Below are 26,750 nucleotides of genomic sequence, written 5' to 3' on the forward strand. Positions count from 1 at the left end.
TGGGCACCCAATATCGTGCGCTGCCCGGATACGACAGAACCCGCCCTGATCACCAGGGCGGGTTCCGTCGATTCGTGCTGTGTGCCGGTACTACTCCGGAACGGTCGCTTCCAGCGCTGCCGGTGCGTCCTCGAGCGCCTTCGGGGCGCCGTGTCCGACGAAGGTGAAGCGCGCATCCACGCCCTCCCCCTCGACATCCACGTCGATGCGCTCGCCCGACTTGATCTCGCCGAAGAGGATCTTTTCCGAGAGCTGGTCCTCGATCTCACGCTGGATCGTGCGGCGTAGCGGCCGCGCACCCATCGCGGGATCGTAGCCCCGGGTCGCGAGGAGTACCTTCGCCGCGGGAGTCAGTTCCATCGTCATGCCCTTGTCGGCCATGCGGCCGCTCAGGCGCTCGAGGAACAGGTCCACGATCTCGACGATCTCGTCCTGGGTGAGCTGCGGGAACACCACGGTGTCATCGACACGGTTCAGGAACTCCGGGCGGAAGTGCTGCTTGAGCTCTTCCTGCACCTTCGCCTTCATCCGGTTGTAGCTCGTGGTGGTGTCGGTGCCGGACTGGAAGCCCGTCATGACGCCCTTCGAGATGTCGCGGGTACCGAGGTTGGTGGTCATGATGATCACCGTGTTCTTGAAGTCCACCATGCGGCCCTGGCTGTCGGTCAGCCGGCCGTCCTCGAGGATCTGCAGGAGCGAGTTGAAGAGATCGGCGTGCGCCTTCTCCACCTCGTCGAAGAGAACCACGGAGAACGGCTTGCGGCGGACCTTCTCGGTCAGCTGGCCGCCCTCCTCGTAGCCCACATAGCCCGGAGGGGCACCGAAGAGCCGCGAGACGGTGTGCTTCTCGGAGTACTCGGACATATCCAGCGTGATGAGGGCGTCCTCTTCACCGAACAGGAATTCCGCGAGGGCCTTGGCGAGCTCCGTCTTACCGACACCCGTAGGGCCGGCGAAGATGAAGGAACCACCAGGACGCTTCGGATCCTTGAGACCGGCCCGCGTACGGCGGATAGCCTGCGAGATGGCCTTGATGGCCTCGTTCTGCCCGATGACCCGCTTGTGCAGCTCTGCCTCCATGTTGAGCAGTCGCGAGGACTCGGCCTCGGTCAGCTTGAACACGGGGATGCCGGTGGAGTTCGCCAGCACCTCGGCGATGAGTTCCTCATCCACCTCGGCGATGTCGTCCAGGCCGCCGGACTTCCAGCGGCGCTCCTTGTCAATGCGCTCGTCCTGGAGCTTCTGCTCCTTGTCACGCAGCGCAGCGGCACCCTCGAAGTCCTGGGAGTCGATGGCCGACTCCTTCTCCCGCTTCACGTCCGCGATGCGCTCGTCGATCTCCTTGAGCTCCGGCGGGGCCGTCATCCGGCGGATGCGCAGGCGCGCTCCCGCCTCGTCGATGAGGTCGATCGCCTTGTCCGGGAGGAAACGATCCGAGATGTAGCGCTCGGCGAGCGTGGCCGCACTGGTCAGGGCACCGTCCGTGATCGATACGCGGTGGTGTGCCTCGTAACGGTCGCGCAGGCCCTTGAGGATCTCGATCGCGTGCGCCACGGATGGCTCGGCGACCTGGATCGGCTGGAAACGGCGCTCGAGCGCTGCGTCCTTCTCGATGTGCTTGCGGTACTCGTCGAGGGTGGTGGCACCGATGGTCTGCAGCTCGCCGCGCGCAAGCATGGGCTTCAGGATCGACGCGGCGTCGATGGCACCCTCTGCTGCACCTGCGCCGACGAGGGTGTGGATCTCGTCGATGAACAGGATGATGTCGCCACGCGTGCGGATCTCCTTGAGGACCTTCTTCAGTCGCTCCTCGAAGTCACCGCGATAGCGCGAACCGGCTACCAAGGACCCGAGGTCGAGCGTGTAGAGCTGCTTGTCCTTGATGGTCTCGGGCACGTCACCCCGCACGATCGCCTGGGCGAGGCCCTCCACGACGGCGGTCTTGCCGACGCCGGGCTCGCCGATCAGCACCGGATTGTTCTTGGTACGGCGGGAGAGCACCTGCATGACGCGTTCCATCTCCTGCTCACGCCCGATGACGGGATCGAGCTTGGACTCGCGTGCAGCCTGCGTGAGGTTGCGGCCGAACTGGTCCAGCACCACCGATCCGGCAGGAGTTCCCTCCTGCTGGGGGCCGCCTGCAGCAGCCGGCTCCTTGCCCTGGTAGCCGGACAGCAGCTGGATGACCTGCTGGCGGACACGATTGAGGTCGGCTCCGAGCTTCACCAGGACCTGCGCTGCGACGCCCTCACCCTCGCGGATGAGACCGAGCAGGATGTGCTCGGTACCGATGTAGTTGTGGCCGAGCTGCAGTGCCTCCCGCAGGGAGAGCTCCAGCACCTTCTTGGCCCGGGGGGTGAAGGGGATGTGACCGGACGGGGCCTGCTGGCCCTGGCCGATGATCTCCTGCACCTGTTCCCTTACGGCACCCAGAGAGATGCTGAGCGACTCAAGAGCCTTGGCGGCGACACCCTCACCCTCATGGATCAGGCCAAGCAGGATGTGCTCGGTGCCGATGTAATTGTGGTTGAGCATGCGGGCCTCTTCTTGGGCCAGCACAACAACTCGACGGGCACGATCTGTAAATCTCTCGAACATCAGACACACACTCCTAGCTAACGCGTATTTCGATGCTACGGGTACGGGGTGTGCTTTGGGTGCGTGTTCGCCACGGGCGAGATAACGCCGAAAGTCTTCCGCTTCAGGGCTAGGTGGTGGTGGTCAGCGCTGTGCCGCGCGGTACGCCTCGACGATTTCACTGTTCACGCGGCCACGCGACGACACGTTGTAGCCGTTCTCCTTGGCCCATTCACGGATCTGGGCCGCTTCCTGGTTGCGCGAGGTCGACGGGGCGCTCGAGCGCTGTTGCTTCGACTGATTGCCGCGACGGGCTGCGCCGACGTAGTCGGCGAGGGCCGAACGGAGCTCCGAGGCGTGGCTCTCGGAGAGATCGATCTCGTATTGCACGCCATCGAGACCGAATCGAACCGTTTCGTCGGCCTCTCCGCCGTCAATGTCATCAATGAGGATGATCTTTACCTTCTGCGCCACTATGCTCTCCTATTGGTTTCTCGATATCAAAGCCCCATAAATGAGTATGGGCCACTCTTCAATCAAGGTCAAAGAAGGAGTTTCTATCGGGGATCGATTTCCTGACCGTCATTCTTATCCGACCCGGGTTCGGCCGCGCGCGCATCCTCGGCATCCTGCAATTCCTCCGCCCGCGCCATGGCCTCGCGCTCGGCTCGGTCCGCATTGAATATGGCCTTGATCACGAAGTAGAAAAGGACTGCCAAGCAGGCTGATGGTAGGAGGACCGCCACATATTCCATGACTACTGCCCACCCTCGGGCCTGAGAATGGGGAAGAGGATCGACTCGCGAATTCCCACATCGGTGAAAAGCATCACCAACCGGTCGATCCCGAGTCCGATCCCGCCCATGGGAGGGGCGCCGTATTCGAGCGCCCTGAGGAAATCCTCGTCGAGTTGCATGGCTTCGTCGTCACCCGCAGCGGCCTGCCGGGACTGCTCGGTCAGACGCTCACGCTGGATCACGGGATCGACGAGCTCGGAGAACGCGGTGCCCCGCTCCATCCCGCCGATGATCAGGTCCCAGGCTTCGATCAGCCGCGGGTCGTCGCGGTGCGGACGGGCGAGGGGCTGAGCCGAGGGCGGGTAGTCGTAGACGAAGGTCGGCTGGATGAGCGTCGGCTCGACGATCTCGGAGAACAGCTCGAGCACCACTTTCTCGACGCCCCACGACGGATCGAGGGACACCTCGTGGCGCTCCGCGATCGATCGGAGGTCCTCCAGTCCCGTGTCCGGGGTGACCTCCTGGCCCACCGCCGACGACAGCCCCGGGTAGACGCCCAGCCAGGCCCAGTCGCCGTCCAAGTCGATGCTGCCCTGTGCCGTCTCGATGGTCCGCGAGCCCAGCAGGTCGGCGCAGGCGAGGATCATCTCCTTCATGCGATCCGCCATGACGAACTGGTCGGCGTAGGCCTCGTAGCACTCGAGCATCGTGAATTCGGGACTGTGGGTGGAGTCGACGCCCTCGTTCCGGAAGATCCGGCCGATCTCGTAGACGCGGTCGATCCCACCGACCACTGCGCGCTTCAGGTAGAGCTCGAGGGCGATGCGAAGAGTCATCTTCTGATCGAAGGCGTTGAGGTGGGTGTCGAAGGGGCGAGCCGTCGCACCACCGTGCACGAGCTGGAGGATGGGGGTCTCCACCTCGATGTAGTCGTGCCCGTGGAGCGTATCCCGGAGCGTCCGGGTGATGGCAGCACGCGTCCGGACCATCTGGCGTGCTTCCTCGCGCACCATCAGATCGACGTAGCGCTGGCGCACGCGCGTTTCCTCGTTGACGCCGACATGCAGGGTGGGCAGTGGGCGCAGGGCCTTGGATGCCATGGTCCACGAGTCCGCCATGACGGACAGTTCACCGCGACGCGAGCTGATCACCTCACCGTGCACCTGCACGTGGTCGCCGAGATCCACCAGGGATTTCCATTCGGCGAGACCGTCGGCGCCGACCTCGGCGAGGCTCAGCATGACCTGGAGCCTCGTGCCGTTCCCCTCCTGCAGGGTCGCGAAGCACAGCTTGCCCGAGTTCCGGATGAAGACGACGCGCCCGACGACGGCGACCTCCAGTCCGCTCGATTCCCCCGCCCCGAGGTCCGCGAACCGATCACGGATCTCGATGAGCGCGTGCGTCCGCTCGGGCTTCACCGGGTAGGGCTCCATCCCGGCGTCGAGCAGTCCTGCACGCTTCTGCAGCCGGAAGCGCATCTGCTCGTTGAGGTCGTCAGCGGGGAGGGTGTCGTCGTGGGTCACGGAAGACAAGTTTACGGCTCTCGGCCGGACACCCCGTGTCAGTGGGTGGGGCGGGCCGATCCAGCCTGGATGACGGTGTTGTCGATCAGTCGGACGGCACCTACCCGGGCGGCGACGACGACGAGGGCCGGCCCGACGACGGGCAGGGCATCCCCCGTGAGCGGCGTGAACGATGACGGATCGACGGCCTCGAGGTAGTCGAGGTCCACACGCTCCTCCGCGGCGATCTCGGCACGGGCCGCATCCAGGTCGAGGGGCCGGCCGTGCTCGGCCCTTTCCCGCACCGACCGCAGGACCCTCGACAGTACGAGCGCAGCCCGATGGTCCTCCGCGCCGAGGAAGCGGTTCCGGCTCGAGAGGGCGAGGCCGTCGTCGTCGCGCACGATCGGGACGCCCTCGATGCGGACCGGGACATCGAGGTCGAGCACCATACGGCGGATGAGGGCGAGCTGCTGCGCGTCCTTCTGCCCGAAGTACGCGCGATACTCCGTCGCGGCACCCGGCATCGCGAGGTTGAGGAGCTTCGAGACGACGGTCAGCATCCCGTCGAAGTGACCGGGCCGCGACGCCCCCTCGAGGATCGCGCCCATACGTCCCGCACCAACACGCACCAGCGGTTCCCCGCCCGGATACATATCCCCGACGGACGGAGCGAACACGACGTCGACGCCGCACGAGCCGAGGAGGCGGACGTCGTCGTCGAGTGTGCGGGGGTAACGCTCCAGATCAGCCGGGTCCCCGAACTGCAGGGGGTTCACGAAGATGGAGGCGACGACGACGTCGTTGTCACCGCGCGCCGTGCGGGCAAGGGAGGCATGGCCCTCGTGCAGCCCGCCCATCGTGGGGACGAGCCCGAGCGAGGGCCCGTGCCCCACGGCGGCTCGCGATCGGGCTCCATCGAGGAGGCGAGCCGTCGTCGAACGCAGGTCGGCGGGCGTGGAGACGAGAAGAGGGGTGGTGGTCACGCGTCGGTGCCGGTCGAGGTCACGAAGGGTCCTTCGGGGAGTCGGAGGAGGTGCCGGCCGCGGCAACGCACGGCAGGAGAGGACAGGGCAGGCCTACAGCTCGTCCGGCGCCGCACCCGGCGGTCCGGGCACGTCGGCCAGGGCGGCGAGGATCGCCTCCCCCTGCACCGGAGTGAGGATGCCCCGCTCGAGTGCACGCAGGGCAGTGGCACGGGCCATACCGAGGTAGGCCTGGCGCGTGTCCGGGGCATCGTGCGCCTCGAGAGCCGCGCGGTGGGCGCGCACCGTTCCGGCGTCGCCGCGTGCCACCGGTCCCGTGAGGGCACCCTCGCCCGAGGACAGCGCGTTCTCGAGGGAAGCCTTCATGAGCGGCCCGAGCATGCGGTCCGGGTGCTGGACGCCGAGGTCGGCGAGGAGCTGCGCGGATTGCGCGGCGATGGTGACGAGGTGGTTCGATGCATGCGCGAGGGCGGCGTGGTACAGCACACGGGATTCCTCCTCGATGACCACGGGCTCCGCTCCCATCTCGACCACGAGTGCCTGCGCGATCGGCAGCACCGCCGAGGGCGCCGTGATACCGAACATGCAGTCCGGCAGGCGGCCGAGGTCGAGGCTGAGCCCCGTGAAGGTCATGGCGGGATGGAGGGCCAGCGGGATGGCACCGGCCGCGCGGGCGGGCCCGAGCACGGAGGTGCCGTAGCGCCCCGAGGTATGCACCACGAGCTGTCCTGCCTGCCAGGCCTTGAGCTGGGCCAGGCCTTCGACAAGCGTCGGCAGGGCGTCGTCGGGCACGGTCAGGAGCACCAGCTCGGCCCGCTCGATGACGTCCGGAACCTCGAGGATGGGCACACCGGGCAGGAGGTTCTCCGCGCGCTCGCGGCTGGCCTCGGACATGGCGGATACCCCGACGACGGCGTGTCCCGCGGAACGCAGTGCTGCTCCCAGCACCGCGCCGACCCTGCCGGCCCCCACGATTCCGACGCCGAGCCTGCCCGGACGGCGGGACGGATCAGTGCCGGCCATCGAGTGGCTCCTCATCCCGGGGAGGTGCGGGAACATAGCGCGGCAGCTCTGGCATGACGGACTCCCCTGTCACGACCGGTTCCCGATCCGGCGACCGACCGGCGGATGGACCGTCGGGCCCGTCCTCGGCCCGGCTGTCCGGCTGGTCGCCGTGCCGACCGTCAGGCAGGCCGGCACGCTGGTCGCCCTGCCGGCCGGCGGGCAGGCCGGCACGCTGGTCAGCGGTCCGGTTGGCCGGATCGCCTGCTGCACCCGGGTGCGCCGATGCCGGTTCCGTGCTGTCCGGCGAGGCAGCCGGGATCCGGCGCAGCTCGTCCCCGGTTCCGTCGCGGGCACCTGACGCGTCGACGTCTTCCGCCACCGCCGCGGTCATCATCGCTTCGCTTCCCTGCGCCATGGTCCTGGCCGCGATCGGAACGGGCTTCATCCAGTGCTCCGGCGCGCTCCGGCGCCGGGCTTCCGCGGCCCGCACAGCCTGGCCGTGGAAAAGGTCCCAGGCGGTGGCGGAGTCCGCGAGGAGCACGCGGGGGCCCACGGGTCCGGGAGTCGTCTGGAACTGCAGGTTGGCCACGTCGAACCGGCGATCGACGGGCCCTTGCTCGAGGGACAGCGACTGCGTCCTCTCGTGCGGGACGACGACGAGCTGACGCCAGAGGACACCCGAGCGCATCAGCAGCGCGGTGTCGGTGACCGCGAATCCGTTCCGGCGCCAGGCAAGGGGAGCCAGCCACTTCGCGCGCCGCGGAGTCGTGACGAAACCCTCGCCCCCGTCGCGGCCCACCATCCCGGCTCCGAAGACCTCGACGGGGCGTGTGGTCCCCGGATCGGGCAGCACGAGGGCGAGGATCTGCAGCACCTCGTCCCGTGTCCCGACGGGCAGGAGACTCGCGCGGGCCTGCCCCTCGTTCGATGCCGATGCACCGTAGCCCGCGACATTGACGGTCACGCGGTACCAGCCCTTGAGCCGCCACAGCGGCGACTGGACGATGCTGAGCGCCTGCACACGTCCGGGTGGGATCGTCTGTGCCCGGGTATCGAGCAGGCCGTAGCGGACGCGGATGCCGTCCGGTGAGGTCGCCGCCCGGAAGTTGTAGCCGGTGCTCAGCGCAGACCAGTAAACACCGACGACGCCGATGACGACCGGGATGAAGGAGGTGGCGATGATCGGGGTATCCAGGGTTACGCCGAGCGTGATGATGACGGCGGCGGCCACCACCAGGGCGATCGTCGTACCGGACAGGAGCGCCGCGCCGATCACCCGGCCCGGCGGGATCGCCACCACTTCGCGCTCGGGCGCTTCGACGATCTCCTCCGGGTGCTCCGGGTCCGTATCCACGCCTGCTGCGCGGGCCAGGATGGTGGCACGCAGTTTCCTGGCGTCGTCGAGCTTCAGGAAGGCCAGACGCACGGCGGACTCCCCCGCGTCGGCCACCTCGAACTTGAGCTCCGCGAGACCGAAGATCCGGGCGAGGAACGGCTGGACGATGTCGATGGCCTGGACCCTGTCCAGCCTCGCCTGGCGCTGCTGCCGGAAGACCACGCCGGAGTGCACGCGTACATGTTCGGCCGTGACCTGATAGCGGGTGAAGTACCAGGAGACGAGGAAGGCGGCCGCGATGATCACCACGACGCCGAGCACGACCCCGGCGGCGATCAGGAGCCCTACGCCCTCGGGCAGGGGTCCCCGGCCCCTCGCCCCGGAGTCGAAGAGGCCCTCGAACCAGTCCCTACCGACGAAGTAGAGGATGGCGACGAGCGCGATCCAGCCGCGCACGAGCGGTGAGATGAAGTGGACGCGGCGCCACTCGTCGGTGGTCGGTCGCCCCTCGGAGGCGTGCGCCGCATCGAAGGCAGCGGCGGACCCGGGCGTGGACGTGACGGCGGTCGGGGCTCCGGCTGACTGCTTGCGCTCCTGGTCGCCCTCGGGTGCGCCTGCGGACGGTCCTGGCGCGGCTGTCACAGCCCGGCCAGCCTGGCTTCTCCCCGCGCGGACAGCTGCTCACGCAGCCTCGTGCCCTCCTCCGTGGGCAGGCCGGGGATGAAGGCGTTCGTTGCTGGGGAGGCCGTGTGGAGTTTCAGGGTGCAGATGCCGAAGGCCCGCTCGAGCGGCCCGACGGCGACGTCCACATACTGCATGCGGCCGTAGGGCACCACCATGGTGCGCTGGAAGAACACACCCTGGCGGACCAGGAGGTCGTCGTCGCGCTCGGCGTATCCGATCGCCCGCACCTGGCGTGGGAGAAGGAGCCCGCGCCAGACAGCGCTGGTGAGGGCGATCGCGGGAAGGGCCCAGGCGACCGGAAGGGGCGGGAACGAATCCCACACACCGGTGAGGCGCAGCACCAGGGGGATACTCGTGACTACGAGCCAGACCAGCGATCCGAGGAGCCATCCGAGGAGCCTCACGCGCAGGTACTTCGGAGACACCCTCGACCACTCGAGTCCGGACGGATCGATCGGTTCCCTACGCATATTCCCCTTCGCTGTAGCCAGGAGCGCCTGTGCCGTCGTCGTCGGGCGGAAGCCTGCAGAAGCTCTCGACAACCAATCCCACCACAGTCATGACGATTCCGCCCGCCATGAGGGCCACGGATCCCCAGAGCGGACCGCTGGCCGAGCGGACGGAGAGGAGGGCGAGCTGATCGACGAAGATGCCCGCATGCCAGCCGAGGTTCAGGGCGCCGGCGTAGGCGCAGGCCTGCGCGAGCACCAGCGTCCGCATCGCAAGGATGGGGTCGAGGGCGCGGTCCCGATTGCCGTTGCGCCAGCGGAGCACGCGGAGCCCGAACACCAGCGTGATGGCGATGATCAGCGCCGTGGTGACGAGCGAGGTCAGGGGCAGGGTCGGCGTGCCGTATCCGTTGCGGGTGGCGAGCAGGTTGGTCAGCCAGCCTGCGAGCCCGGCCAGCAGCCCTATCAGGACCAGCCAGCGGAACCGGAGGGTAGTCACAGCGTCCTAGACTCCCTCGAAGGGCACCAGGCCCGCAAGGTCCTCTGCCTCCGCGGCCAGCTCTGCGACCGGCCGCCCGTCGAGCCGGGCACCGGAGTCCATCCATGCCCAGGGTTGCAGGACGAACGCGCGGACCGCCGCCCGCGGGTGCGGAATCGTCAGGGTCACATCGTCGGAGGTCCAGGATCCGTACGTGATGATGTCGACATCGAGGGTTCGCGGACCCCACCGGACAGTGCGCTTGCGATGATACTTCTCCTCGACGGCCTGACAGAGCGCCAGGAGCTCGTACGGGCCGAGGTCCGTCTCCACCTCGATGACCATGTTGAGGTAGTCCGGCTGCTCGGGACCACCGACCGGCTTGGTGCGGACCACGGGCGAAACGGCATGGAGGCGCACGCGATGCGGCTCCACGAGGTCGGCGACGGCGAGGACCAGGGTGTCATTGCTGGCTCCGAGGTTACTGCCGAGGGCGAGGACGGACCGGACGGTGCTGGTCACGGTCGGCTCCTGCGGAGGGTCACGGCGACGTCGCCGAACGGTACCTCGATCGGAGCCTTCGGCTTATGGACCGTGACGTCGACGGCGGCGACCGGGAAGGAGGCGAGGACCGCCGAGGCGATGGTTTCCGCAAGGGCTTCGATGAGATCGAACGGATCCCCCCCGATGATGCCGTGCACCAGGTCGGCGAGGTCCCCGTAGTGCGCCGTCCGGGCCAGATCGTCGCTGGTGCCGGCCGGTTGCAGGTCGAGATGCAGCACGATGTCCACCACGAAGGGCTGCCCGTCACGGCGCTCGTGATCGAAGACGCCGTGGTACCCCTTGGCCGTGATGCCCCTGAGCACCACGGTGTCGAGGAGGCCGGAGGGCGAACCGGGACGGCCCGGGGCGGGGGCGGTGGCGGACTTCGGCGCCTGCCCGCGGGGGACGCTCGCAGCCCTGCCGACGGTCCCGTCCGTGGTCATGGGCGTGGACCCACGGCGGCGGCGACCTTGACGGCGTCGAGGGTGGCGGCCGGGTCATGGACGCGGACGCCCCATGCACCGGTCGAAGCCGCCAGGGTGGCGACGGCGAGCGAGGCGTGGTCACGCTCTACCGGCGCCGCAGCCTTCCCGGCGGACGTCAGCAGCGTTCCGAGGAACCGCTTGCGGGAGGCCCCGACGAGCACGCGATGGCCCAGTCCGGTGAAGGCGTCGAGGTTCCGGAGGATGGCCCAGTTGTGCTCGTCCGTCTTGGCGAAGCCCAACCCGGGATCGAGGATGATCTGCTCCGCCGCCACTCCGGCCGCGACGAAGCGGTCCCGCAGCCCGGTCAGCTCAGCAGCCACCTCGGCGACGACGTCCCGGTACTCCGCGAAGCTGTCCATCGTCGTCGTGGTGCCCCTGCGGTGCGTGAGGATGTAGGGCACCTGACGATCAGCCACGAGCCCGGGCATGGCCGGATCGAACTCGGCGCCCGAGATGTCGTTGACGATCGCAGCCCCGGCATCGAGGGCCTGCCGGGCGGTCTCCGCGTGCATCGTGTCGATACTCACGAGCGCTCCCGCTTTCACGAGCGCCCTGACCACGGGCAGGACGCGGTCCAACTCCTCCTCGACCGACACCTCACGGGCGTTCGGCCGCGTGGACTCACCACCGACATCGATGATGTCCGATCCGCCGTAGTGCATGCGCAGCCCGTGGCTGATGGCGTCATCGGTGGACGCATACTTGCCGCCGTCGCTGAACGAGTCCGGAGTGACGTTGAGGATGCCCATCACGACGGCACGGTCCGTCGGCAGATCGCTGACGGTCCTGGCTGCACGGGCTGGCCGGATGACGGGCAGCGGCGACGTCGACGGCCCTGTTCCGGGCGCTGCGGCGAGTGAATCCATGGAGTCGGGTTCCTACTTTCCGAGAATGAGGCTCATGGCCTCGGCACGCGTCGCAGTCTCGCGGATCTGGCCGCGCACCGCAGATGTGACGGTCTTCGCGCCGGGCTTCCGCACCCCGCGCATGGACATGCACATGTGCTCGCACTCGATGACGACGATCGCACCCTTGGGCTTCAGGTGTTCCATCATCGCATCGACGATCTGGGTCGTCAGCCGCTCCTGCACCTGCGGTCGGCGGGCGTACACCTCCACGAGTCGCGCGAGCTTGCTGAGCCCGGTGACCCGGCCGTCCTCGGACGGGATGTACCCGATGTGCGCGGTCCCGTGGAAGGGCACCAGGTGGTGCTCACACGTCGAGTAGAACGGGATGTCCTTCACCAACACGAGTTCCTGGTGCTCCAGGTCGAAGGACGTCGAGAGGACCTCGGCGGCATCCTGGTGGAGCCCGGCGAACATCTCCGCGTAGGCCCGGGCCACACGCGTCGGGGTCTCGAGCAGACCGTCCCGATCGGGATCCTCGCCGATCGCTGCAAGGATCTCCCTGACCGCCCGTGCGATGCGGGGCTGGTCCACTGGGGATCCGGTAGCGATCAGGGCAGCGTCCACCACCTGGTCGTCGAAATCTGTCATGGACATCTCCCTTCATCGGGCACTGCTCACCACCGGCCCGATGACCGGCGGCGTACCGCTGCAGGACTAGCTGTCCCGGCTGTCCCCGGGGCCGGTGCCCGATTCGGGCGACGGAAGATCCGAGCCGGCGACGTCGAAGTCGCTGGGGATGTTCGCGTCGGCGATCTGGTCCTGAGGAGCGACCGACTCGGGAGCGGGCTGTCCGCTCTCGAGCGCCTCCGCACGCTCCTTCTTCGAGACGACCGGGGGCAGGGAGTGCACGGGACGCGTCTGCTTCGACAGCCACACCTCGCGCAGGTCGCGCTTCCGCACCGAGGTGAAGACCTCGGCGATCTCCGCCTGGTTCAGGGTCTCCCGCTCCAACAGTTCGAGTGCCAGCTGGTCGAGGACATCGCGGTTCTCGGTCAGGATCTGGTAGGCCTCGTCATGCGCATTGTCGATCAGGCGGCGCACCTCCTCGTCCACCACCAGGGCGATCTGGTCGGAGTAGTCCCGGTCACTCCCCATGTCGCGGCCCAGGAAGGGCTCACCGGCACCCTGGCCGAGCTTCACGGCGCCGATGCGCTCGCTCATACCGTACTGGGTGACCATCTTTCGAGCGGTACCGGTAGCCTTCTCGATGTCGTTCGAGGCACCCGTCGACGGGTCGTGGAAGACGATCTCCTCGGCGACGCGGCCGCCCATCGCGTACGCCAGCTGATCCAGCAGCTCGTTCCTCGTGATGGAGTACTTGTCGTCGCTCGGCATGACCATGGTGTAGCCCAGTGCGCGACCGCGCGGCAGGATGGTCACCTTGGTCACCGGGTCGGTGTTGCGGAGGGCCGCAGCCACCAGGGCGTGGCCGCCCTCGTGGTAGGCGGTGATCTTCCGCTCCAGTTCCTTCATCACGCGGCTGCGCTTCTGCGGTCCGGCGATGACGCGGTCGATCGCCTCGTCGAGGGCGCGGTCGTCGATGAGCTGCGCGTTCGAGCGCGCGGTGAGCAGCGCGGCCTCGTTGAGTACGTTCGCCAGGTCTGCGCCGGTGAACCCGGGCGTCTTCTTCGCGACACCCTTGAGGTCCACGCCCGACGCCATCGGCTTGCCCTTGGAGTGCACGGACAGGATGTGCTCGCGACCCTTCATGTCCGGGGCCTCGACGCCGATCTGGCGGTCGAAGCGGCCTGGGCGCAGGAGCGCGGGATCAAGGACGTCGGGACGGTTGGTCGCGGCGATGAGGATCACGTTGGTGGTGGCATCGAACCCGTCCATCTCGACCAGGAGCTGGTTCAGGGTCTGCTCACGCTCGTCATTGCCGCCGCCGATGCCGGCACCACGGTGGCGTCCGACGGCGTCGATCTCGTCGACGAAGATGATGGCGGGCGAATTGTTCTTCGCCTGCTCGAAGAGGTCCCTCACGCGGGACGCACCGACACCGACGAACATCTCGACGAAGTCCGAGCCGGAGATCGAGTAGAAGGGTACGCCGGCCTCACCTGCGACGGCGCGGGCCAAGAGTGTCTTGCCGGTACCGGGAGGACCGTACAGGAGGACGCCCTTCGGTATCTTCGCGCCGAGGGCCTGGAACTTGGCCGGCTCCTGCAGGAACTCCTTGATCTCCAACAGCTCCTCGACCGCCTCGTCAGCGCCGGCGACGTCGTCGAACGTCACCTGCGGCATGTCCTTGGTGATGAGCTTGGCCTTCGACTTGCCGAACTGCATGACCTTGGAGCCGCCGCCCTGCATCCGGCTGAGGAGGAACCAGAAAATGACACCGAGGATCAGGATGGGGAAGATCAGTCCGGCGAGGCTGAGGAGCCAGTTGCTCTCCGCCGGCTGGTCCGTGAAGCCGTCCGTGTCCGAGGTGTTGATGGCGTCGACCACGCTCTCGGCACGCGCCAGGCTGTAGTAGAACTGGACGTTCTTGCCCTTGTCCTGGTAATCCTCCCGCAGCGTCAGGTCCACACGCTGCTCGCCGTCGTAGATCTTGGCCTGCTCCACCTTGTCCTCGCTGAGGAACTGAAGGCCGACGTTGGTGTCGACACGGGAGCTGCCCGTGCCGAAGAGGCCCGGAAGCACCAGCAGGAGCGCCACGACCGCCAGGACGATCCAGAAGATCGGCCCCTTGAAGATGTTCTTGAATTTCATTCGTCTCAGGGCAGCAAGCCCTGTCCCTCCTGCTGATGCAAGTGAATTTGTGCGGGCGCTCTACCGTATGGGTGCCCTTTGAGCACCTCAACCTATACACCGTCCGAGATTGTCCACGCGCGGATTGCACCAATAGTTCCCTCTTGGCGTAGCGGCGGAAATGCAGCCCGAAAGGGATCTATTCGTAAACGTGGGGCGCCAGGGTGCCGATGAAATCGAGGTTGCGGTATTTTTCCGCGAAGTCGAGGCCGTAGCCGACGACGAATTCATTGGGGATGTCGTAGCCCACGTACTTGACGTCGATGTCGACCTTCGCGGCGTCGGGTTTCCGCAGCAGCGTGCAGATCTCGACCGAGGCCGGACCGCGCGAAAGGAGGTTCGCCTTGAGCCAGGACAGTGTCAGCCCCGAGTCGATGATGTCCTCCGCGATCAGGACATGCTTGCCCATGAGGTCGGTCTCGAGGTCCTTGAGGATGCGGACGACGCCGGAGGACTGCGTTCCCGAGCCGTAGGACGAGACCGCCATCCAGTCCATGGTGATGTGGGAGTGGAGGGCCCGCGCGAGGTCCGCCATGACCATCACGGCCCCCTTGAGGACGCCGACGAGGAGGATGTCCCGTCCCGCGTAGTCCGCGTCGATCTGCTGCGCCAGCTCGTTGATCCGCTGCTGGATCTCTTCCCTGGTATAGAGGACGTGCTTGAGATCTGACTGGACGTCGTTGGAATCCACCGATTACTCCTGGGTTGGACGGTGCGACTGCTTCACACCGGGGCCGTTGTTGCTGCCATTGTTACTGAGGACAAGATTGCCATAGCTTGGTTCTCCGCGAAGAACCGCCCGCCCGCGTACCTGGCGATGGACACTCACCTTCCCCCCGAGCTGCACCGGTCCGGCCGACCCCCTGCGGTCCAGCAGGGACTCCGCGGCCCGGAGTCGCTCGAAGCTGGGCTGGAACGCCCCCAGTTCGAGGGCCGCGAGGGCGAGGACGCGTTGCCTCAGCGCCGGAGGCAGGGCCCGCAGGCCGTCCTCCGGGAGGAGCAGGGTCCCGTCGTCCCCCAGAACCCTCAATGATGCGTACTCCCTGGCGCTCAGCTGCTCCAGGTGGTCGGCGTCCTGTCCGAGGATGCGGGCGGTGCGGGCCAGCGCCTGGGCGATGCCCGGGCCGAGCTGGTCCTCGAGGAACGGCAGCACGTCACCGCGCACACGGGACCGGGCGAAGCTCGGGTCGAGGTTCGTGGGGTCGTGCCAGGGGTCGAGCCCGTAGAACGCGCAGATGGCCTCGGTATCGGCGCGTCGGAGGTCGAGGAATGGACGCACGTAGAGGCCTCGACGTGCGGGCATCCCGGCGAGCGAGCGTGTACCGGATCCGCGGGCGAGCCCCAGCAGCACCTGCTCCGCCTGGTCGTCGAGCGTGTGGCCGAGCAGGACCGCGGATGCACCCAGCCCGGCCGCGGCTTCGTCGAGCGCGGCGTAGCGGGCGCTGCGGGCGGCGGCCTCGGGACCCATGCGGTCACGGTCGACCCTGACGCGGTGCACCTCGACCGGCTGCAGCCCGAGATCCCGTGCCGCTCCCGCGGCCTTCTCGGCCGTCGCCGCACTGCCCGGCTGGAGTGCGTGGTCGACGACGACGGCGCCGACCCGGCAACGGCCCGTGTGCGCGAAGTGCCCGGCGACCGCCGCGAGTGCCAGCGAATCGGGACCGCCGCTGCACGCGACGAGGACGAGCGGCAGGCCTGCCCCCGGGGCATCCGCCGTGGAGGGATCCTGGGCCGGCGCGGTGGCGGTCGACGATTCGTCCGCATCCCTCGACCTCCGTCCCTGACGCGGCGCCGTGTCCGCCAGGAGTCCCTCGAGACTCGCCTCCAGCAGGTTGCGTGCCGTACCGACGGCGGGAAGCAGCCGCGGGCGCCTAGCCATGACGCCGCAGGCTCATCCTGTCGATCCACTCGTCCGCCGCGTGGATCTCCCGCTCGGTGGGCAGGTGCTCGGCCGACTGCCAAACGGCGTTGAAGCCGTCCATGCCCGTCTGGCTCACGACCCGCCGCACGAACTTCGCGCCGTCGCTGTACTGGCGCATCTTGGCGTCCAGCCCCATCAGCTGGCGGATGACCTTCTCGAGCGGCCCGCGTGACTTCCCCCGGGCGTTGAAGCGACGGCGGATGGTCTTGACCGACGGGACGATACTGCCGTCCACCCCATCCATGACGACGTTGGCGTGGCCCTCGAGCAGGCTCATGACCGCGGTCAGGTGGGACAGGCGCGCTTTGTCATCGGGGTCCTGAAGGATCGACAGCACCCCGATGTCCTGCGCCGGCACACCGTCCGCGGCAGGGGAATCCCTGAGCGCCCGCGACTTCGCCGTGGTGATGTTCTTCACGGCCGTACCCAGCCGCTCGGAGAGTGAGTCCGCCTTGTCCATGAGGCCCGATGTCAGCTCGCCGATGTGCCCGGTCATGTGGTCCTTGAGCCAGGGCGCGGCGGCGAACTGCACGCGGTGCGTCTGCTCGTGGAGGCAGACCCAGAGCCGGAAGTCGGACGGATCGACGTTCAGTTCCCGCTCGACGGAGATGATGTTCGGGGCCACCAGCATGAGACGGCCGCCCTGGCCGTTGCGCGAGGGCACGAACGGGTCGTACTGCCCGAGCACCTTGCTCGAGAGGAAGGCCAGGATCGCGCCGAGCTGCGCGCCCGTCAGGTTCCCGCCGAGGGTCAGGGACGCGGACTTCAGTACCTCCGGCCGTGTCGTCGCGAGCTGGTCGAGCGCCGGCTCCATGAGCGTGCGGAAGCTCTGCGAGTTCGCCTTCGCCCAGGACGCGCGGTCGACGATGAGCAGCTCCGAATCCCGGAGGTCACGGGCGGCGTCGAGCCGCGAGATGGAGTGCACGTGACCCACGGACACATCCGCCAGTTCGCGCATGTTCTGCACCGCGCGGGCAATCTCCGCCGGCTTCATCGTGGGTCCGGCGGGAGTCAGGGATGCCGCGGTCGAAGCCGCGACGTCCCAGTTGACCAGCTGCGGGCGGGGTGCTGCGGACTCGTTCCTGAACATGCGCCTATTCGATCACATCCCGCCGGCGGAGGGCTCCGCAGAGCCGACGGTGGGGCTGGTTCGTCTGTCGGCGAACGGGTCAGCGGCAGCCGCAGGCCGCCAGGAGCGCCGCGGCATGATCCGCGGCGGTTCTCGCCTCGAGCGTGTTGCCGTCGAGGCCGTCGGCGAGGAAGGAGAACACCAGGAGGCGGCCGTCCGCGGTCACGACGTGCCCGGTGAGGCCGGTGACCGCGTTGAGGGTGCCCGTCTTCGCCCGCACGGTCCCCGCACCGGCAGCGGCAGCCGGGTCCTCGGCCGTGAATCGGGTGGACAGGGTTCCCGTCAGGCCCGCGATCGGAAGGGACTGCGCGACGGCGGCGAGACCGGGATCCTTCGAGGCGGTGGTGCCGCGCACGAGGGAAGCGAGCTGGGCCGGCGAGACGGCATTCCGGACGGAGAGCCCCGCGGCGTCCCCGATCAGGAGGCCCTCCTCCGGAACCCCCAACCGTCCCGCGGCGGAGGCCAGCGCCTCGGCCGCCCCGCCGAAGGAGGCGGGGCGGCCGCTGTCGCGGGCGGCGGTGCGCGCGAGGGCTTCGGCGAGGTAGTTGTCGGAGATTTCCAGCATGCGGCGCACCTGTGCCTCGAGCGGGGCGGATTCCACGGCTGCGACCTCCGCAGCGTCCTCAGGCGTGGCCCGTCGCTGGACGTCCGTCTCGATGGTGATGCCACGGTCCCCGGCGGCAACCGCCAGCGCTGCCGTGAAGGTTCGGGCGGCATCGAGGCCTGCGTCCTGGGAGCGGGGTCCACCTGCGCGCCCCTCCTCGATCCACGCCGAGTTGACGGCGAGGGCATGCAGCGGTGCAATCTCACCGGCGTCGATGTCCCCTTGGGCCCAGGTGGGATTCAGTCCGGCGCCGACGAAGAGGGAGTCATCGAGGAGGACGGAGTAGGGCCCCGAGCCCACGGGGAGGGCGGCGGCGGTGTCAGCCGCGAGCGTCCCGAGGCCGGCGTGCCCGACGACGGCGTCCGGAGCGGACGGCCCGGAACCGAGGAGCACGTCACCGCCCCCGCGGAGGAACAGCGTGCCAGGGGCGGACAGGGATGTGAGGACCGACGTCGTCAGGGTGCGGTCCGGTTGTCCGAACGTCATGGACGCGACGGCGGTGAACAGTTTGATGTTGGACGCAGGGGGCTGAAGCCGCGCGGCGTCCCTCGCGTACAGGACCGTGCCGTCCGTGGAGTCGACCACCGTCCCCGCGAAGGAGCCTGGGCCCGGAATACCCAGGGCGGCGTCGAGCTCAGCACCCAGCACCGTCGGATCCGGGGCCGGCGCGGACAGCGAGAGCGGGGTGACGACGTCGGGCACCGCGACGGACGTGGGCGGGACCTGCAGCGCCGGAATGACGGGAGGAGCGACGGGCGGCGGCGGATCGACGGCGGCCAGCACGACGGGAGTGAGGTGGGTGGCGAGGGGCACCGCGATCGCCACCATGACCAGGACCAGCACCAGCACGGCCAGCAGGCGGAGCGGTCGCATCATGGTGTCCTTTCGCAAGCTGTCCAGCAGGGCGCCGCGGAGCAGCGCCCAGTCCACGGGGAAATACTTTGGTAGCGGCGCCCGACCGATATGTTAGGGCTGACGATAAACAGTAGACCGACTGCGTGCCCCTTCCCCGGAAGGCGCGACCGCGGCCGCCACAGCACCACCGACCTACACCCACAGGAGTTGCCATGAAGCTCGACGTCACCATCGAGATCCCCAAGGGCTCGCGCGTCAAGTACGAGATCGACCACGAGACACACCGACTGCGCCTGGACCGCGTCCTCTTCACCGCGATGCAGTACCCCACGCACTACGGCTACTTCGAGAACACGCTCGGGGAGGACGGCGATCCGCTCGATGCCCTCGTCATGCTGCAGGACTTCGACCTGATCCCGGGCGTACTCGTGGAGTCGCGACCCATCGGGGTGTTCAACATGACGGACGACGGCGGCGGAGACGCGAAGGTCCTCTGTGTTCCCGTCGATCCCCGGTTCGACCACATCAAGGAACTGTCCGACGTGTCGGACTTCCTGCTGGACGAGATCAAGCACTTCTTCACGAAATACAAGGACCTGGAGCCCGGCAAGTGGGTCGAGGCCGCTGACTGGGCAGGCCGCGAGGAAGCCGAAGCCGAGATCGAAGCCTCACTCGAACGTTTCAGGCAGATCGGCGAAGGCAGCGCGCACGACGAGCCGCAGGGCCGCGATGTCGACGTCGCCGCGCGGAACACGACGGAGACACCCGAGGGCCGCTAGCGCCTTCCCCGTTCGACGGAGCTCCCGCAGCGCATCGTGCTGCGGGAGCTCCGTGCATCGAATGGCTCGGATAAGCAACGTCATCCGGTTGATTTCCGCCGCCTACGTCCATACTGATGCCATGCACTATGTCCTCACGATCAACCAGCGTGATTCACGCGACGTCGGAGACCTCGTGGGGGAACTCCTGAAGGCCCTGCGCTACCTCCCGGCCGTCGTCCCCTTCCAGCGCTCGGTGGGCGACGAGGTGCAGGGCGTCGTGGACTCCGCGTCCACCGCCGTGGACGCGGCGCTGCGGGCCATCCGGTACCGGCGCTGGCACGTGGGCATCGGCGTCGGCGGCCTCACTCCCCCCGTGCCCGATCGTATCGTCGACGCCGAGGGCTACGGACTGGTGTACGCACGTCGAGCCGTGAACCGGGCCCGGAAGACCGGCGAACGGATCCCGCTCGCCGTGGAAGGCCCCGACGGCGAGATCGCGGCGGAGGCGGAAGCCGTCCTCCGGCTGCTCGGGCAGATCGTCTACACGCGCACCGATGCGGAATGGACCGTCCTCGATCTGATGACGCCGGGCGCCCGCGGACAGCAGAAGTACGTGGCGCAGGAGCTGGGCATCACCGCGCAGGCCGTCAGCCGCGCCGTCGTCCGCTCGCACTGGATGGAGGAGTGGGCCACCCGGCCGGCCGCCGCCCGCCTGCTGGACCTGACGCACGGTCCGGCGTCCCTCCCCGAGGCATCCCTCGCGTACTGAGGGGTTCCGCGGTCAGACCAGCGAGCGCAGTACCTTCGCGGCGCCGTCGTCGTACACGCTTCCCGTGACCTCGGACGCAGCGGACCGCACTTCCTCCGGCGCCTGTCCCATGGCGACCCCGCGCCCGGCCCACTGCAGCATCTCGATGTCGTTCCGTCCGTCCCCGACGGCCACCGTGAGACGGGGGTCCGTCCCGAGGCGCTGCCGCAGCACCTCGAGAGCGCTGGCCTTCGTCACACCCGAGGCAGCGATGTCCAGCCACGCGGTCCAGCCCACCGAGTAGGTGACGCCGTGCAGCCCGATCGACGCCACGGCTTCGCCGAACTCCTCTGCGGAACTGTCCGTGCTGAACACCACCACGCGTACGGCGCGGCTCTCCAGCATCTCCTCGAAGTCGACGCTCTCCGCCTCCGAACCGAAGCTGGCGTCCTGGAAGCTCTCGGTGGAGAGGAACCTGCCGCGATCGTCCTCGAGGGCGTACTTGGCGGAGGGCAGGCGCTCCCGAAGAGCCGTCAGGGCCGGCCGGGGATCAAACGTCACCCGTTCGAGGACCTCGAACCCTCCGGGGGCTGCGGCATCGATCTTCAGCGTGACACCCCCGTTGGAGCAGACGGCGTAGCCGCTCGTGATCCCGAGGAGCCGGATGACGGGCACCGTGGCTCCGAGGGACCTGCCCGTGGCGATGATGACGTCGTGCCCGGCTTCGATGACGGCCTGCGCGGCGTCGCGCACTTCTTCCGTCATGGAGCCCTCGTGATCCACGAGGGTGCCGTCGACGTCGAGGGCGATCAGATGGTGTGTTCGGTTCTTCTGTCGGTCATCGATGCCGACATTGATGAAGGTGCTCATGGTTCAGTGAACCAGACCCCACTGACGCACCGATAGAGCCGCGCTCATAGTACCGGAAGCGTTTCCAGTCCGTTAATATACGGACGCAGCGCAACGGGGACGGTGACCGAGCCGTCAGCGTTCTGGTGATGCTCGAGGATTGCGACGATCCAGCGCGTCGTCGCGAGCGTGCCGTTCAGGGTGGCGACGGCGCGCGTGCCCTTCTGTCCCTCGCCCTCCTGGCGTTCGCGGATGTTCAGGCGACGGGCCTGGAAGGTGGTGCAGTTGGACGTCGAGGTCAGCTCCCGGTAATCGGCCTGGGTGGGAACCCACGCCTCGCAGTCGAACTTGCGTGCGGCGGACATTCCGAGGTCACCCGCGGCGGTGTCGATGACGCGGTAGGGCAGCTCGACCTTCGCAAGCATCTCCTCCTCCCAGGCGAGGAGGCGCTCGTGCTCTGCGGCGGCGTCCTCGACGGAGGTGTAGGTGAACATCTCCACCTTGTTGAACTGATGCACGCGCATGATGCCGCGGGTGTCCTTGCCGTGCGAACCGGCCTCGCGCCGGTAGCAGGAGGACCAGCCGGCGTAGCGCACGGGTCCGGCGGTCAGGTCGATGATCTCGTCCGAGTGGTATCCGGCGAGCGCCACCTCGGAGGTTCCGACGAGGTAGAGGTTGTCCTCCTCGAGGCGGTAGATCTCGGCGTCGTGGGCTATGTCGAAGCCGGTGCCCTGCATAGTTTCCGGGCGGACGAGCGTGGGCGTGATCATGGGCGTGAAGCCCGCCTTGATCGCCTGGTCGAGGGCCATCTGCAGCAGGGCGATCTCGAGCCTTGCACCGACACCCTTGAGGAAGTAGAAGCGTGAGCCGGAGACCTTGGCGCCCCGCTCCATGTCGATCGCCCCGATCAGTTCACCGATCTCGAGGTGGTCCCGGGGTTCGAAGCCGTCCGCGGCGAAGTCCCGGGGAGTTCCTACCTTCCGGAGGACCACGTAGTCGTCCTCCCCGCCCTCGGGTACACCCTCCTGCACGAGGTTCGGCAGCTTGCGCACGAGGACCTCCTGCTCGGCCTTGGCTTCCTCCGCGGTGGCGGCCGCCGCCTTCACGGACGCCGCCAGCTCCTTGACCTCTGCCAGGAGCGCCTGCTTCTCCTCGCCCTTGGCCTGGGCGACCCGCTTACCGAACGCGTTCTGCTCCGCTCGGAGCGTCTCGTACCTGGTGACGGACTCCCGCCGCGTCGCGTCCGCCGAGAGGATGGCATCGACGAGGGATTCGTCCGCCCTGCGGGCGCGCTGCGATGCTCGGAACTGCTCTGGATTCAGGCGGAGGTCGTTGACGTCAATCACACGGTCAAGACTACCCAACGCCCTGCACGGCCACGGCGCAGGGGAAGCGCCGGGGAGGTGCGGGGGGTGGCGCGCCGCTATTGTGGGTGACCATGCGCCGCAAACTACTCGCTGGAACCGCCGCGGCCTCCGCCGCTGTCGCGTCCCTCCAGAGCTACTGGTCGGTCCGGCGGTTGCAGCAGACCCGTACACCGACGGCTTCCGTCCACGAACCGATGCCGGTTGCCGGAGGGCATCAGCGCGTCGCCCTCGTGCTCAACCCCTCGAAGCTGCAGGCCGATATAACCCGCGCACTCGTGGAGCAGGCCTGCTCCGATGCCGGCTGGGAGCCGCCCCTCGTCCTCGAGACCACCATCGGGGACCCGGGCACCGGCCAGGCGGAGCGAGCCCTGGACGCAGGCGTCGACGTCGTCATCGCCGCCGGGGGCGACGGCACGGTCCGCGCCGTGGCACAGGCCCTCGCGCACCGGCCGGCGGCCCTCGGGCTCCTGCCGCTCGGCACCGGGAACCTTCTGGTGAGGAATTTGGGCCTTCCCTACAACGACATCGCCGGGTGCCTTCGCCTCGCCCTGCACGGGTACGAGCGACGCATCGACATGGCGCGCATCACCCTCCGCAACGACAGCACCCACACCAGTTCGGAGCAGCCGTTCCTCGTCATGGGAGGGGTCGGCTTCGATGCGAGCGTGGTGGCCGATGCCAAGCAGGACCTGAAGGACAAGTTCGGGTGGCTCGCCTACAGTGAGGCGGGCGTGCGCCACCTGCCGGGCCGGCGACGACGCATCTCCATCAGCCTGGACGGTCAGCCGCCGCAGAGCCGGAAGGTCCGCAGCCTGCTGGTGGCGAATTGCGGGAAGCTGCCGGCGGGCGTCGATTTCGTGCCGAACGCCATGATCGACGACGGCTACCTCGACGTGGTGGTGCTCAGCCCCCGGAGCCTGGTCGGGTGGACCTGGATGGCGGCGAAGATCCTGCTCCGGCACAGTGGCGTGATCCCGGTCATCAGCTACTACCGGGCTCGGGAGGTCACCGTCTGGTCCGGCGACCCGATCGACACCCAACTCGACGGCGACGCTTCCGGCTCGACGACGTCGTTGACGGCGCGGGTGGACCCGGGCGCACTGATGGTCCGGGTGCCGGCGTCGGCTCCCGGACCATCAGGGTCCACCTCGGTGCTGCCGTCGGACCTCCAGAGAAGGTGGCAGCGGCTCCTGCGCCGCTCCTAGCGGTCGCGGTCCGTGTACTCGCCCTCGGTCTCGGGGTCGTCGACGAGGGGCCTGTCCTTGTCGGTGTACTCGCCCTCCTTCTCGGGCTCCTGCGCGGAGGTGTAGCCGCCCGATCCTTCGGCGGGTGCGGAGCTGGTGTAATGACCCTCCTGCTCGGCAGCCGCGGCGGCCTCCGAGGGGTCGCGGTCGGCGCGGTCGGCCTGCTCCTTGATGAGGGCCTGCTCCTCGGCGAAACGCAGGTCGTTGCCCTGGTCCCCGATGTCGCCGTGCCAGTTCGGATCCGACGTCGAGCCGTCACCCTCGTTGGGGTTGACGATGTGTCCTCCATGAGCGTTCTCGGTCATGATGCTGCCTTTCGTCGAAGGATGCGCTCCTCGTTGGGCGCCCGTTGCCAGCGTACTGACGATCGGGATGGTTTGGATATGCGGGAATGCTGTGGCCGGCCGATTCCGGTCAGTCGCGCAGCAGTTCCTGGACGGCCTTCTCGGAGGCCGAGTAGGTGGTGATGGGGATGACCTCGCCGCTCATGAACCTGTCGACGAGCCGGGGGTCGACGTACGAGCTGCGGGCGACGGTCGGGGTATTGCCGAGGTGGTCCGCGACAGCTTTCATGGTGGCGCTGACGGCCTTCTGGCGCGCGGTGCGGCTCGTCGCCTTGAGGTCCTCCTTGGCCAGTGCCATGGCGGCGACCACGGTGGCCTGCCAGGTCCTGAAGTCCTTCGCGGTGAACGGTCCGCCCGTGACCTGCCGGAGGAACTCGTTGAGCTGCGAGCCGTCGACGTGGTGCCAGACCCGGTCGTCGGTCTGATAGGCGAGGACGGTGTCAGCGTCCTGGCGCTCCATCATGGGGCGCAGGGCGGCGGCGAGGTCCGCGTCCTCGAGGCGGGTGTCCCATTGCTGGCCGCTCTTGCCGGGGAAGTCGAAGATGACGAGGTCACCCTCGATGGTGCAGTGCTCCACGAGCAGAGTGGTGACTCCGAAGGAGCCGTTCGCCTCGGCGTACTGCGTGGAGCCGATCCGGAGGGCGCCGGCATCCACGATCCGGAGCGCGGCGGCGAAGGCGCGCTCGCGTGAGACTCCGTCGCTGCGCAGGTGCTGGGTGATGACGCGGCGGGCGCTCGGAAGTTTGGCCCCGAAGTCGAGGGCGCGGTCGAACTTCTCGCGGTCCTTCTGCTCGCGCCAGGCCGGGTGGTACATGTACTGGCGCCGGCCGGCGTCGTCCGTGCCGATGGCCTGGACATGGCCATTGGGGTACGGCGCGATCCACACGTCCTTCCAGGCGGGTGGGATCACGAGGTCCCTGATGCGCTCGATCTCGTCGCGATCCTGCAGCAGCTCGCCATTCGGCGCACGGTAGCTGAAGCCCTTGCCATGGCGTCGGCGGGAGATACCGGGCCTGCGCGTGTTGCTGCGGCGCAATCGAGCCATCGTAGAACCAGCCTTCGAGTGGGAGGAGGACCTTCGATAGTAAGCCTACTGTGCTTCGGTACTCCCAGCACTGCGATATCTAGCGGTTACCGAGGATCCCGCCGAGCCAGGCGTCCGCTGCGCCGAAGGCGTCGTCGGAGGTGTGTCGCTCGACCTCGGGCGAGCGGCGGTCCGCACGGGCATAGGAGCCGAGGAATCGGAGCCCCGGACTGATGCGGTGCAGCCCCTTGAGGGCATCCGCCACCCGGGCGTCCCCGACATGCCCGTCGGCGTCGACACTGAAGAAGTAATCGCCGAGGAACTGGCCCGTGGGCCTCGACTCGATACGACTGAGGTTCACGCCGCGTGCTGCGAACTGATCCAGGATCTGCATCAGGGCGCCGGGATGATCCTCGGGCAGGGGGATGACGAGCGTCGTCTTGTCCGCCCCGGTGCGCGGCGGAAGCACATCCGGTCGCCCCACGAGCACGAAGCGGGTGACGGCATCGGTGATGTCCCCGATGTCCATCGCCAGGACGGAAAGCTGCAGGCGCTCCGCCACGAGCGGCGAGCAGATGGCGGCGTCGTAGCTGCCATCACCATCGGCAAGGCCGTAAGCGGCGGCGGCGGTCGATGACGCAGGAAAGTACTCAGCAGCCAGGACATGTGCGTCCACCCAGTTCCGGCATTGCGCCCAGGCATGGCCGTGCGTCGCGATGCGACGGACGGCGTCGAGCGCGGTGCCATGCCGGGCGGCGAGCACGAAGGTGATCGGGACGAGCTCCTCGCGCAGGATCCGCAGGGGCTCGCCGACAGCTATCGCATCCAGGGTCGCGCTGACACCGCCTTCCACGGAATTCTCGATGGGCACCATGGCGGCATCGACGGCTCCCGACCGGACGGCGTCGAGCGCAGCCCCGACGGTCGACGCAGGGACGCGGCGGGCGGCCCCGGCGCCGGGCACCTGCAGCAGGGCGGCCTCCGTGAAGGTTCCCTCCGGCCCCAGGTAGGTGTAGGAGGATGTCTCGGACGGCGTCACAGGACGGTTGGCTCACTGCCCGTCTCGGACACCATCGGCTTGCCTGCCTCGAGCCAGGCGCCCATCCCGCCTGTCACGTTGATCGCGGTGTAGCCGTTGCCCTCGAGCCATTCGGCCGCACGCTGGGACCGGCCACCGCTGCGGCAGATGACATGGAGGTCCTCGTCGGGATCGAGCTCGCCGAATCGTGCGGGGAGCTGGTCGAGCGGGATGTGCACGGCGCCGTCGACATGGCCGGCCTCCCACTCGTAGTCCTCGCGCACATCGAGGATGCGCGCGTCGTCGGGCACTGCCGTCACCGGTACGTCGTGGAGTTCGCTCATACTCCTACCTTTTCACGCTCCGGCGCAGCACCGCTATTGCTACGGGCGGTCACGGCCGGGCCCACTGCCGTCCGGCTCCTATAGTTGTGCTTGTCGATCGA

27 protein-coding genes are annotated in these 26,750 nt (G+C 68.2%); 3 read left to right on the forward strand and 24 right to left on the reverse strand.

From position 1 onward, the window contains the following. Positions 1-90 precede the first annotated feature (90 nt). The 18 genes from RCH21_RS08025 to dacB all read right to left on the reverse strand — a co-directional run bounded on the left by RCH21_RS08025 (position 91) and on the right by dacB (position 19,025). Positions 91-2,598: an ATP-dependent Clp protease ATP-binding subunit gene (locus RCH21_RS08025; protein WP_326963925.1), complete on the reverse strand. Its 2,508-nt coding sequence runs from the start codon at positions 2,596-2,598 to the stop codon at positions 91-93. A gap of 123 nt (positions 2,599-2,721) precedes the next feature. Beyond that, positions 2,722-3,051 carry a histone-like nucleoid-structuring protein Lsr2 gene (locus RCH21_RS08030; RefSeq protein WP_120148781.1) on the reverse strand — a complete coding sequence of 110 codons (330 nt, stop codon included), beginning with the start codon at positions 3,049-3,051 and terminating at the stop codon, positions 2,722-2,724. Between the two features lie 83 nt (positions 3,052-3,134). Beyond that, positions 3,135-3,296, reverse strand: a complete 162-nt coding sequence (locus tag RCH21_RS08035; protein ID WP_326963926.1) for a hypothetical protein — start codon at positions 3,294-3,296, stop codon at positions 3,135-3,137. Between the two features lie 38 nt (positions 3,297-3,334). Beyond that, the gene (gene lysS / locus RCH21_RS08040) at positions 3,335-4,792 is read right to left on the reverse strand and encodes a lysine--tRNA ligase (RefSeq protein WP_442784691.1); all 1,458 of its coding nucleotides are present in this window, start codon (positions 4,790-4,792) and stop codon (positions 3,335-3,337) included. An 83-nt stretch (positions 4,793-4,875) separates the two neighbouring features. Next, complete coding sequence (panC, locus tag RCH21_RS08045; protein WP_326963928.1) at positions 4,876-5,802, reverse strand: pantoate--beta-alanine ligase; 927 nt, start codon at positions 5,800-5,802, stop codon at positions 4,876-4,878. A 93-nt stretch (positions 5,803-5,895) separates the two neighbouring features. Beyond that, entirely contained in the window at positions 5,896-6,825 is a 930-nt protein-coding gene (locus RCH21_RS08050) for a Rossmann-like and DUF2520 domain-containing protein (protein ID WP_326963929.1), read from the reverse strand. Then, positions 6,812-8,785, reverse strand: a complete 1,974-nt coding sequence (locus RCH21_RS08055) for a PH domain-containing protein (RefSeq protein WP_326963930.1) — start codon at positions 8,783-8,785, stop codon at positions 6,812-6,814. Before RCH21_RS08055 ends, RCH21_RS08050 begins: the two co-directional genes overlap by 14 nt. Then, a complete protein-coding gene (locus tag RCH21_RS08060) occupies positions 8,782-9,297 on the reverse strand; it encodes a PH domain-containing protein (protein ID WP_326963931.1) in 516 nt (171 codons plus the stop codon). The genes RCH21_RS08055 and RCH21_RS08060 overlap by 4 nt, the downstream gene beginning before the upstream one ends. Further along, positions 9,290-9,775, reverse strand: coding sequence for a DUF3180 domain-containing protein (locus tag RCH21_RS08065; RefSeq protein WP_326963932.1), 486 nt, complete (start codon positions 9,773-9,775; stop codon positions 9,290-9,292). Before RCH21_RS08065 ends, RCH21_RS08060 begins: the two co-directional genes overlap by 8 nt. A gap of 6 nt (positions 9,776-9,781) precedes the next feature. After that, a complete protein-coding gene (gene folK, locus RCH21_RS08070; protein ID WP_326963933.1) occupies positions 9,782-10,276 on the reverse strand; it encodes a 2-amino-4-hydroxy-6-hydroxymethyldihydropteridine diphosphokinase in 495 nt (164 codons plus the stop codon). Continuing rightward, entirely contained in the window at positions 10,273-10,740 is a 468-nt protein-coding gene (gene folB, locus RCH21_RS08075) for a dihydroneopterin aldolase (protein ID WP_326963934.1), read from the reverse strand. The genes folK and folB overlap by 4 nt, the downstream gene beginning before the upstream one ends. Further along, positions 10,737-11,648: a dihydropteroate synthase gene (folP, locus tag RCH21_RS08080; protein WP_326963935.1), complete on the reverse strand. Its 912-nt coding sequence runs from the start codon at positions 11,646-11,648 to the stop codon at positions 10,737-10,739. Before folP ends, folB begins: the two co-directional genes overlap by 4 nt. A 12-nt stretch (positions 11,649-11,660) precedes the next feature. Continuing rightward, positions 11,661-12,278: a GTP cyclohydrolase I FolE gene (folE, locus tag RCH21_RS08085; protein WP_120148952.1), complete on the reverse strand. Its 618-nt coding sequence runs from the start codon at positions 12,276-12,278 to the stop codon at positions 11,661-11,663. Positions 12,279-12,344: 66 nt separating this feature from the next. Beyond that, complete coding sequence (ftsH, locus tag RCH21_RS08090; RefSeq protein WP_326963936.1) at positions 12,345-14,402, reverse strand: ATP-dependent zinc metalloprotease FtsH; 2,058 nt, start codon at positions 14,400-14,402, stop codon at positions 12,345-12,347. Positions 14,403-14,580: 178 nt separating this feature from the next. After that, positions 14,581-15,132, reverse strand: coding sequence for a hypoxanthine phosphoribosyltransferase (hpt, locus tag RCH21_RS08095; RefSeq protein WP_120148805.1), 552 nt, complete (start codon positions 15,130-15,132; stop codon positions 14,581-14,583). 3 nt (positions 15,133-15,135) lie between these two features. Continuing rightward, a complete protein-coding gene (gene tilS / locus RCH21_RS08100) occupies positions 15,136-16,320 on the reverse strand; it encodes a tRNA lysidine(34) synthetase TilS (protein WP_326963937.1) in 1,185 nt (394 codons plus the stop codon). Continuing rightward, the gene (locus RCH21_RS08105) at positions 16,313-17,452 is read right to left on the reverse strand and encodes a zinc-dependent metalloprotease (RefSeq protein ID WP_326963938.1); all 1,140 of its coding nucleotides are present in this window, start codon (positions 17,450-17,452) and stop codon (positions 16,313-16,315) included. The genes tilS and RCH21_RS08105 overlap by 8 nt, the downstream gene beginning before the upstream one ends. 79 nt (positions 17,453-17,531) lie before the next feature. Further along, positions 17,532-19,025 carry a D-alanyl-D-alanine carboxypeptidase/D-alanyl-D-alanine endopeptidase gene (gene dacB / locus RCH21_RS08110; protein WP_326963939.1) on the reverse strand — a complete coding sequence of 498 codons (1,494 nt, stop codon included), beginning with the start codon at positions 19,023-19,025 and terminating at the stop codon, positions 17,532-17,534. A 137-nt stretch (positions 19,026-19,162) separates the two neighbouring features. On the opposite strand from dacB, the gene RCH21_RS08115 reads away from it, so the two are divergent. Beyond that, the gene (locus RCH21_RS08115) at positions 19,163-19,729 is read left to right on the forward strand and encodes an inorganic diphosphatase (RefSeq protein WP_120148809.1); all 567 of its coding nucleotides are present in this window, start codon (positions 19,163-19,165) and stop codon (positions 19,727-19,729) included. Between the two features lie 121 nt (positions 19,730-19,850). Next, entirely contained in the window at positions 19,851-20,480 is a 630-nt protein-coding gene (locus RCH21_RS08120; protein WP_326963940.1) for a hypothetical protein, read from the forward strand. Positions 20,481-20,492: 12 nt separating this feature from the next. Here RCH21_RS08120 and RCH21_RS08125 read toward each other — a convergent pair whose 3' ends face one another. Beyond that, complete coding sequence (locus RCH21_RS08125) at positions 20,493-21,329, reverse strand: HAD family hydrolase (protein WP_326963941.1); 837 nt, start codon at positions 21,327-21,329, stop codon at positions 20,493-20,495. A 44-nt stretch (positions 21,330-21,373) separates the two neighbouring features. Continuing rightward, the gene (gene serS, locus RCH21_RS08130) at positions 21,374-22,654 is read right to left on the reverse strand and encodes a serine--tRNA ligase (RefSeq protein ID WP_326963942.1); all 1,281 of its coding nucleotides are present in this window, start codon (positions 22,652-22,654) and stop codon (positions 21,374-21,376) included. A gap of 92 nt (positions 22,655-22,746) precedes the next feature. Here serS and RCH21_RS08135 point away from each other — a divergent pair, with 92 nt between their 5' ends. Further along, on the forward strand, positions 22,747-23,880 hold the full coding sequence (locus RCH21_RS08135; RefSeq protein WP_326963943.1) for a diacylglycerol/lipid kinase family protein: 1,134 nt from the start codon (positions 22,747-22,749) through the stop codon (positions 23,878-23,880). On the opposite strand, the gene RCH21_RS08140 is transcribed toward RCH21_RS08135, so the two are convergent. From RCH21_RS08140 to RCH21_RS08155, 4 genes are all read right to left on the reverse strand, one after another. After that, the gene (locus RCH21_RS08140) at positions 23,877-24,224 is read right to left on the reverse strand and encodes a hypothetical protein (protein ID WP_326963944.1); all 348 of its coding nucleotides are present in this window, start codon (positions 24,222-24,224) and stop codon (positions 23,877-23,879) included. The two genes, RCH21_RS08135 and RCH21_RS08140, sit on opposite strands and share 4 nt — an antisense overlap. Positions 24,225-24,333: 109 nt before the next feature. After that, positions 24,334-25,308 carry a DNA topoisomerase IB gene (locus RCH21_RS08145; RefSeq protein WP_326963945.1) on the reverse strand — a complete coding sequence of 325 codons (975 nt, stop codon included), beginning with the start codon at positions 25,306-25,308 and terminating at the stop codon, positions 24,334-24,336. A 79-nt stretch (positions 25,309-25,387) separates the two neighbouring features. Next, positions 25,388-26,326, reverse strand: coding sequence for a prephenate dehydratase (gene pheA, locus RCH21_RS08150; protein ID WP_326963946.1), 939 nt, complete (start codon positions 26,324-26,326; stop codon positions 25,388-25,390). Beyond that, on the reverse strand, positions 26,323-26,649 hold the full coding sequence (locus tag RCH21_RS08155) for a rhodanese-like domain-containing protein (RefSeq protein WP_120148817.1): 327 nt from the start codon (positions 26,647-26,649) through the stop codon (positions 26,323-26,325). Before RCH21_RS08155 ends, pheA begins: the two co-directional genes overlap by 4 nt. Positions 26,650-26,750: the final 101 nt, after the last annotated feature.

Source organism: Arthrobacter sp. PL16 (assembly GCF_035985055.1).
Taxonomy (GTDB): Bacteria; Actinomycetota; Actinomycetes; order Actinomycetales; family Micrococcaceae; genus Arthrobacter_D; species Arthrobacter_D cheniae.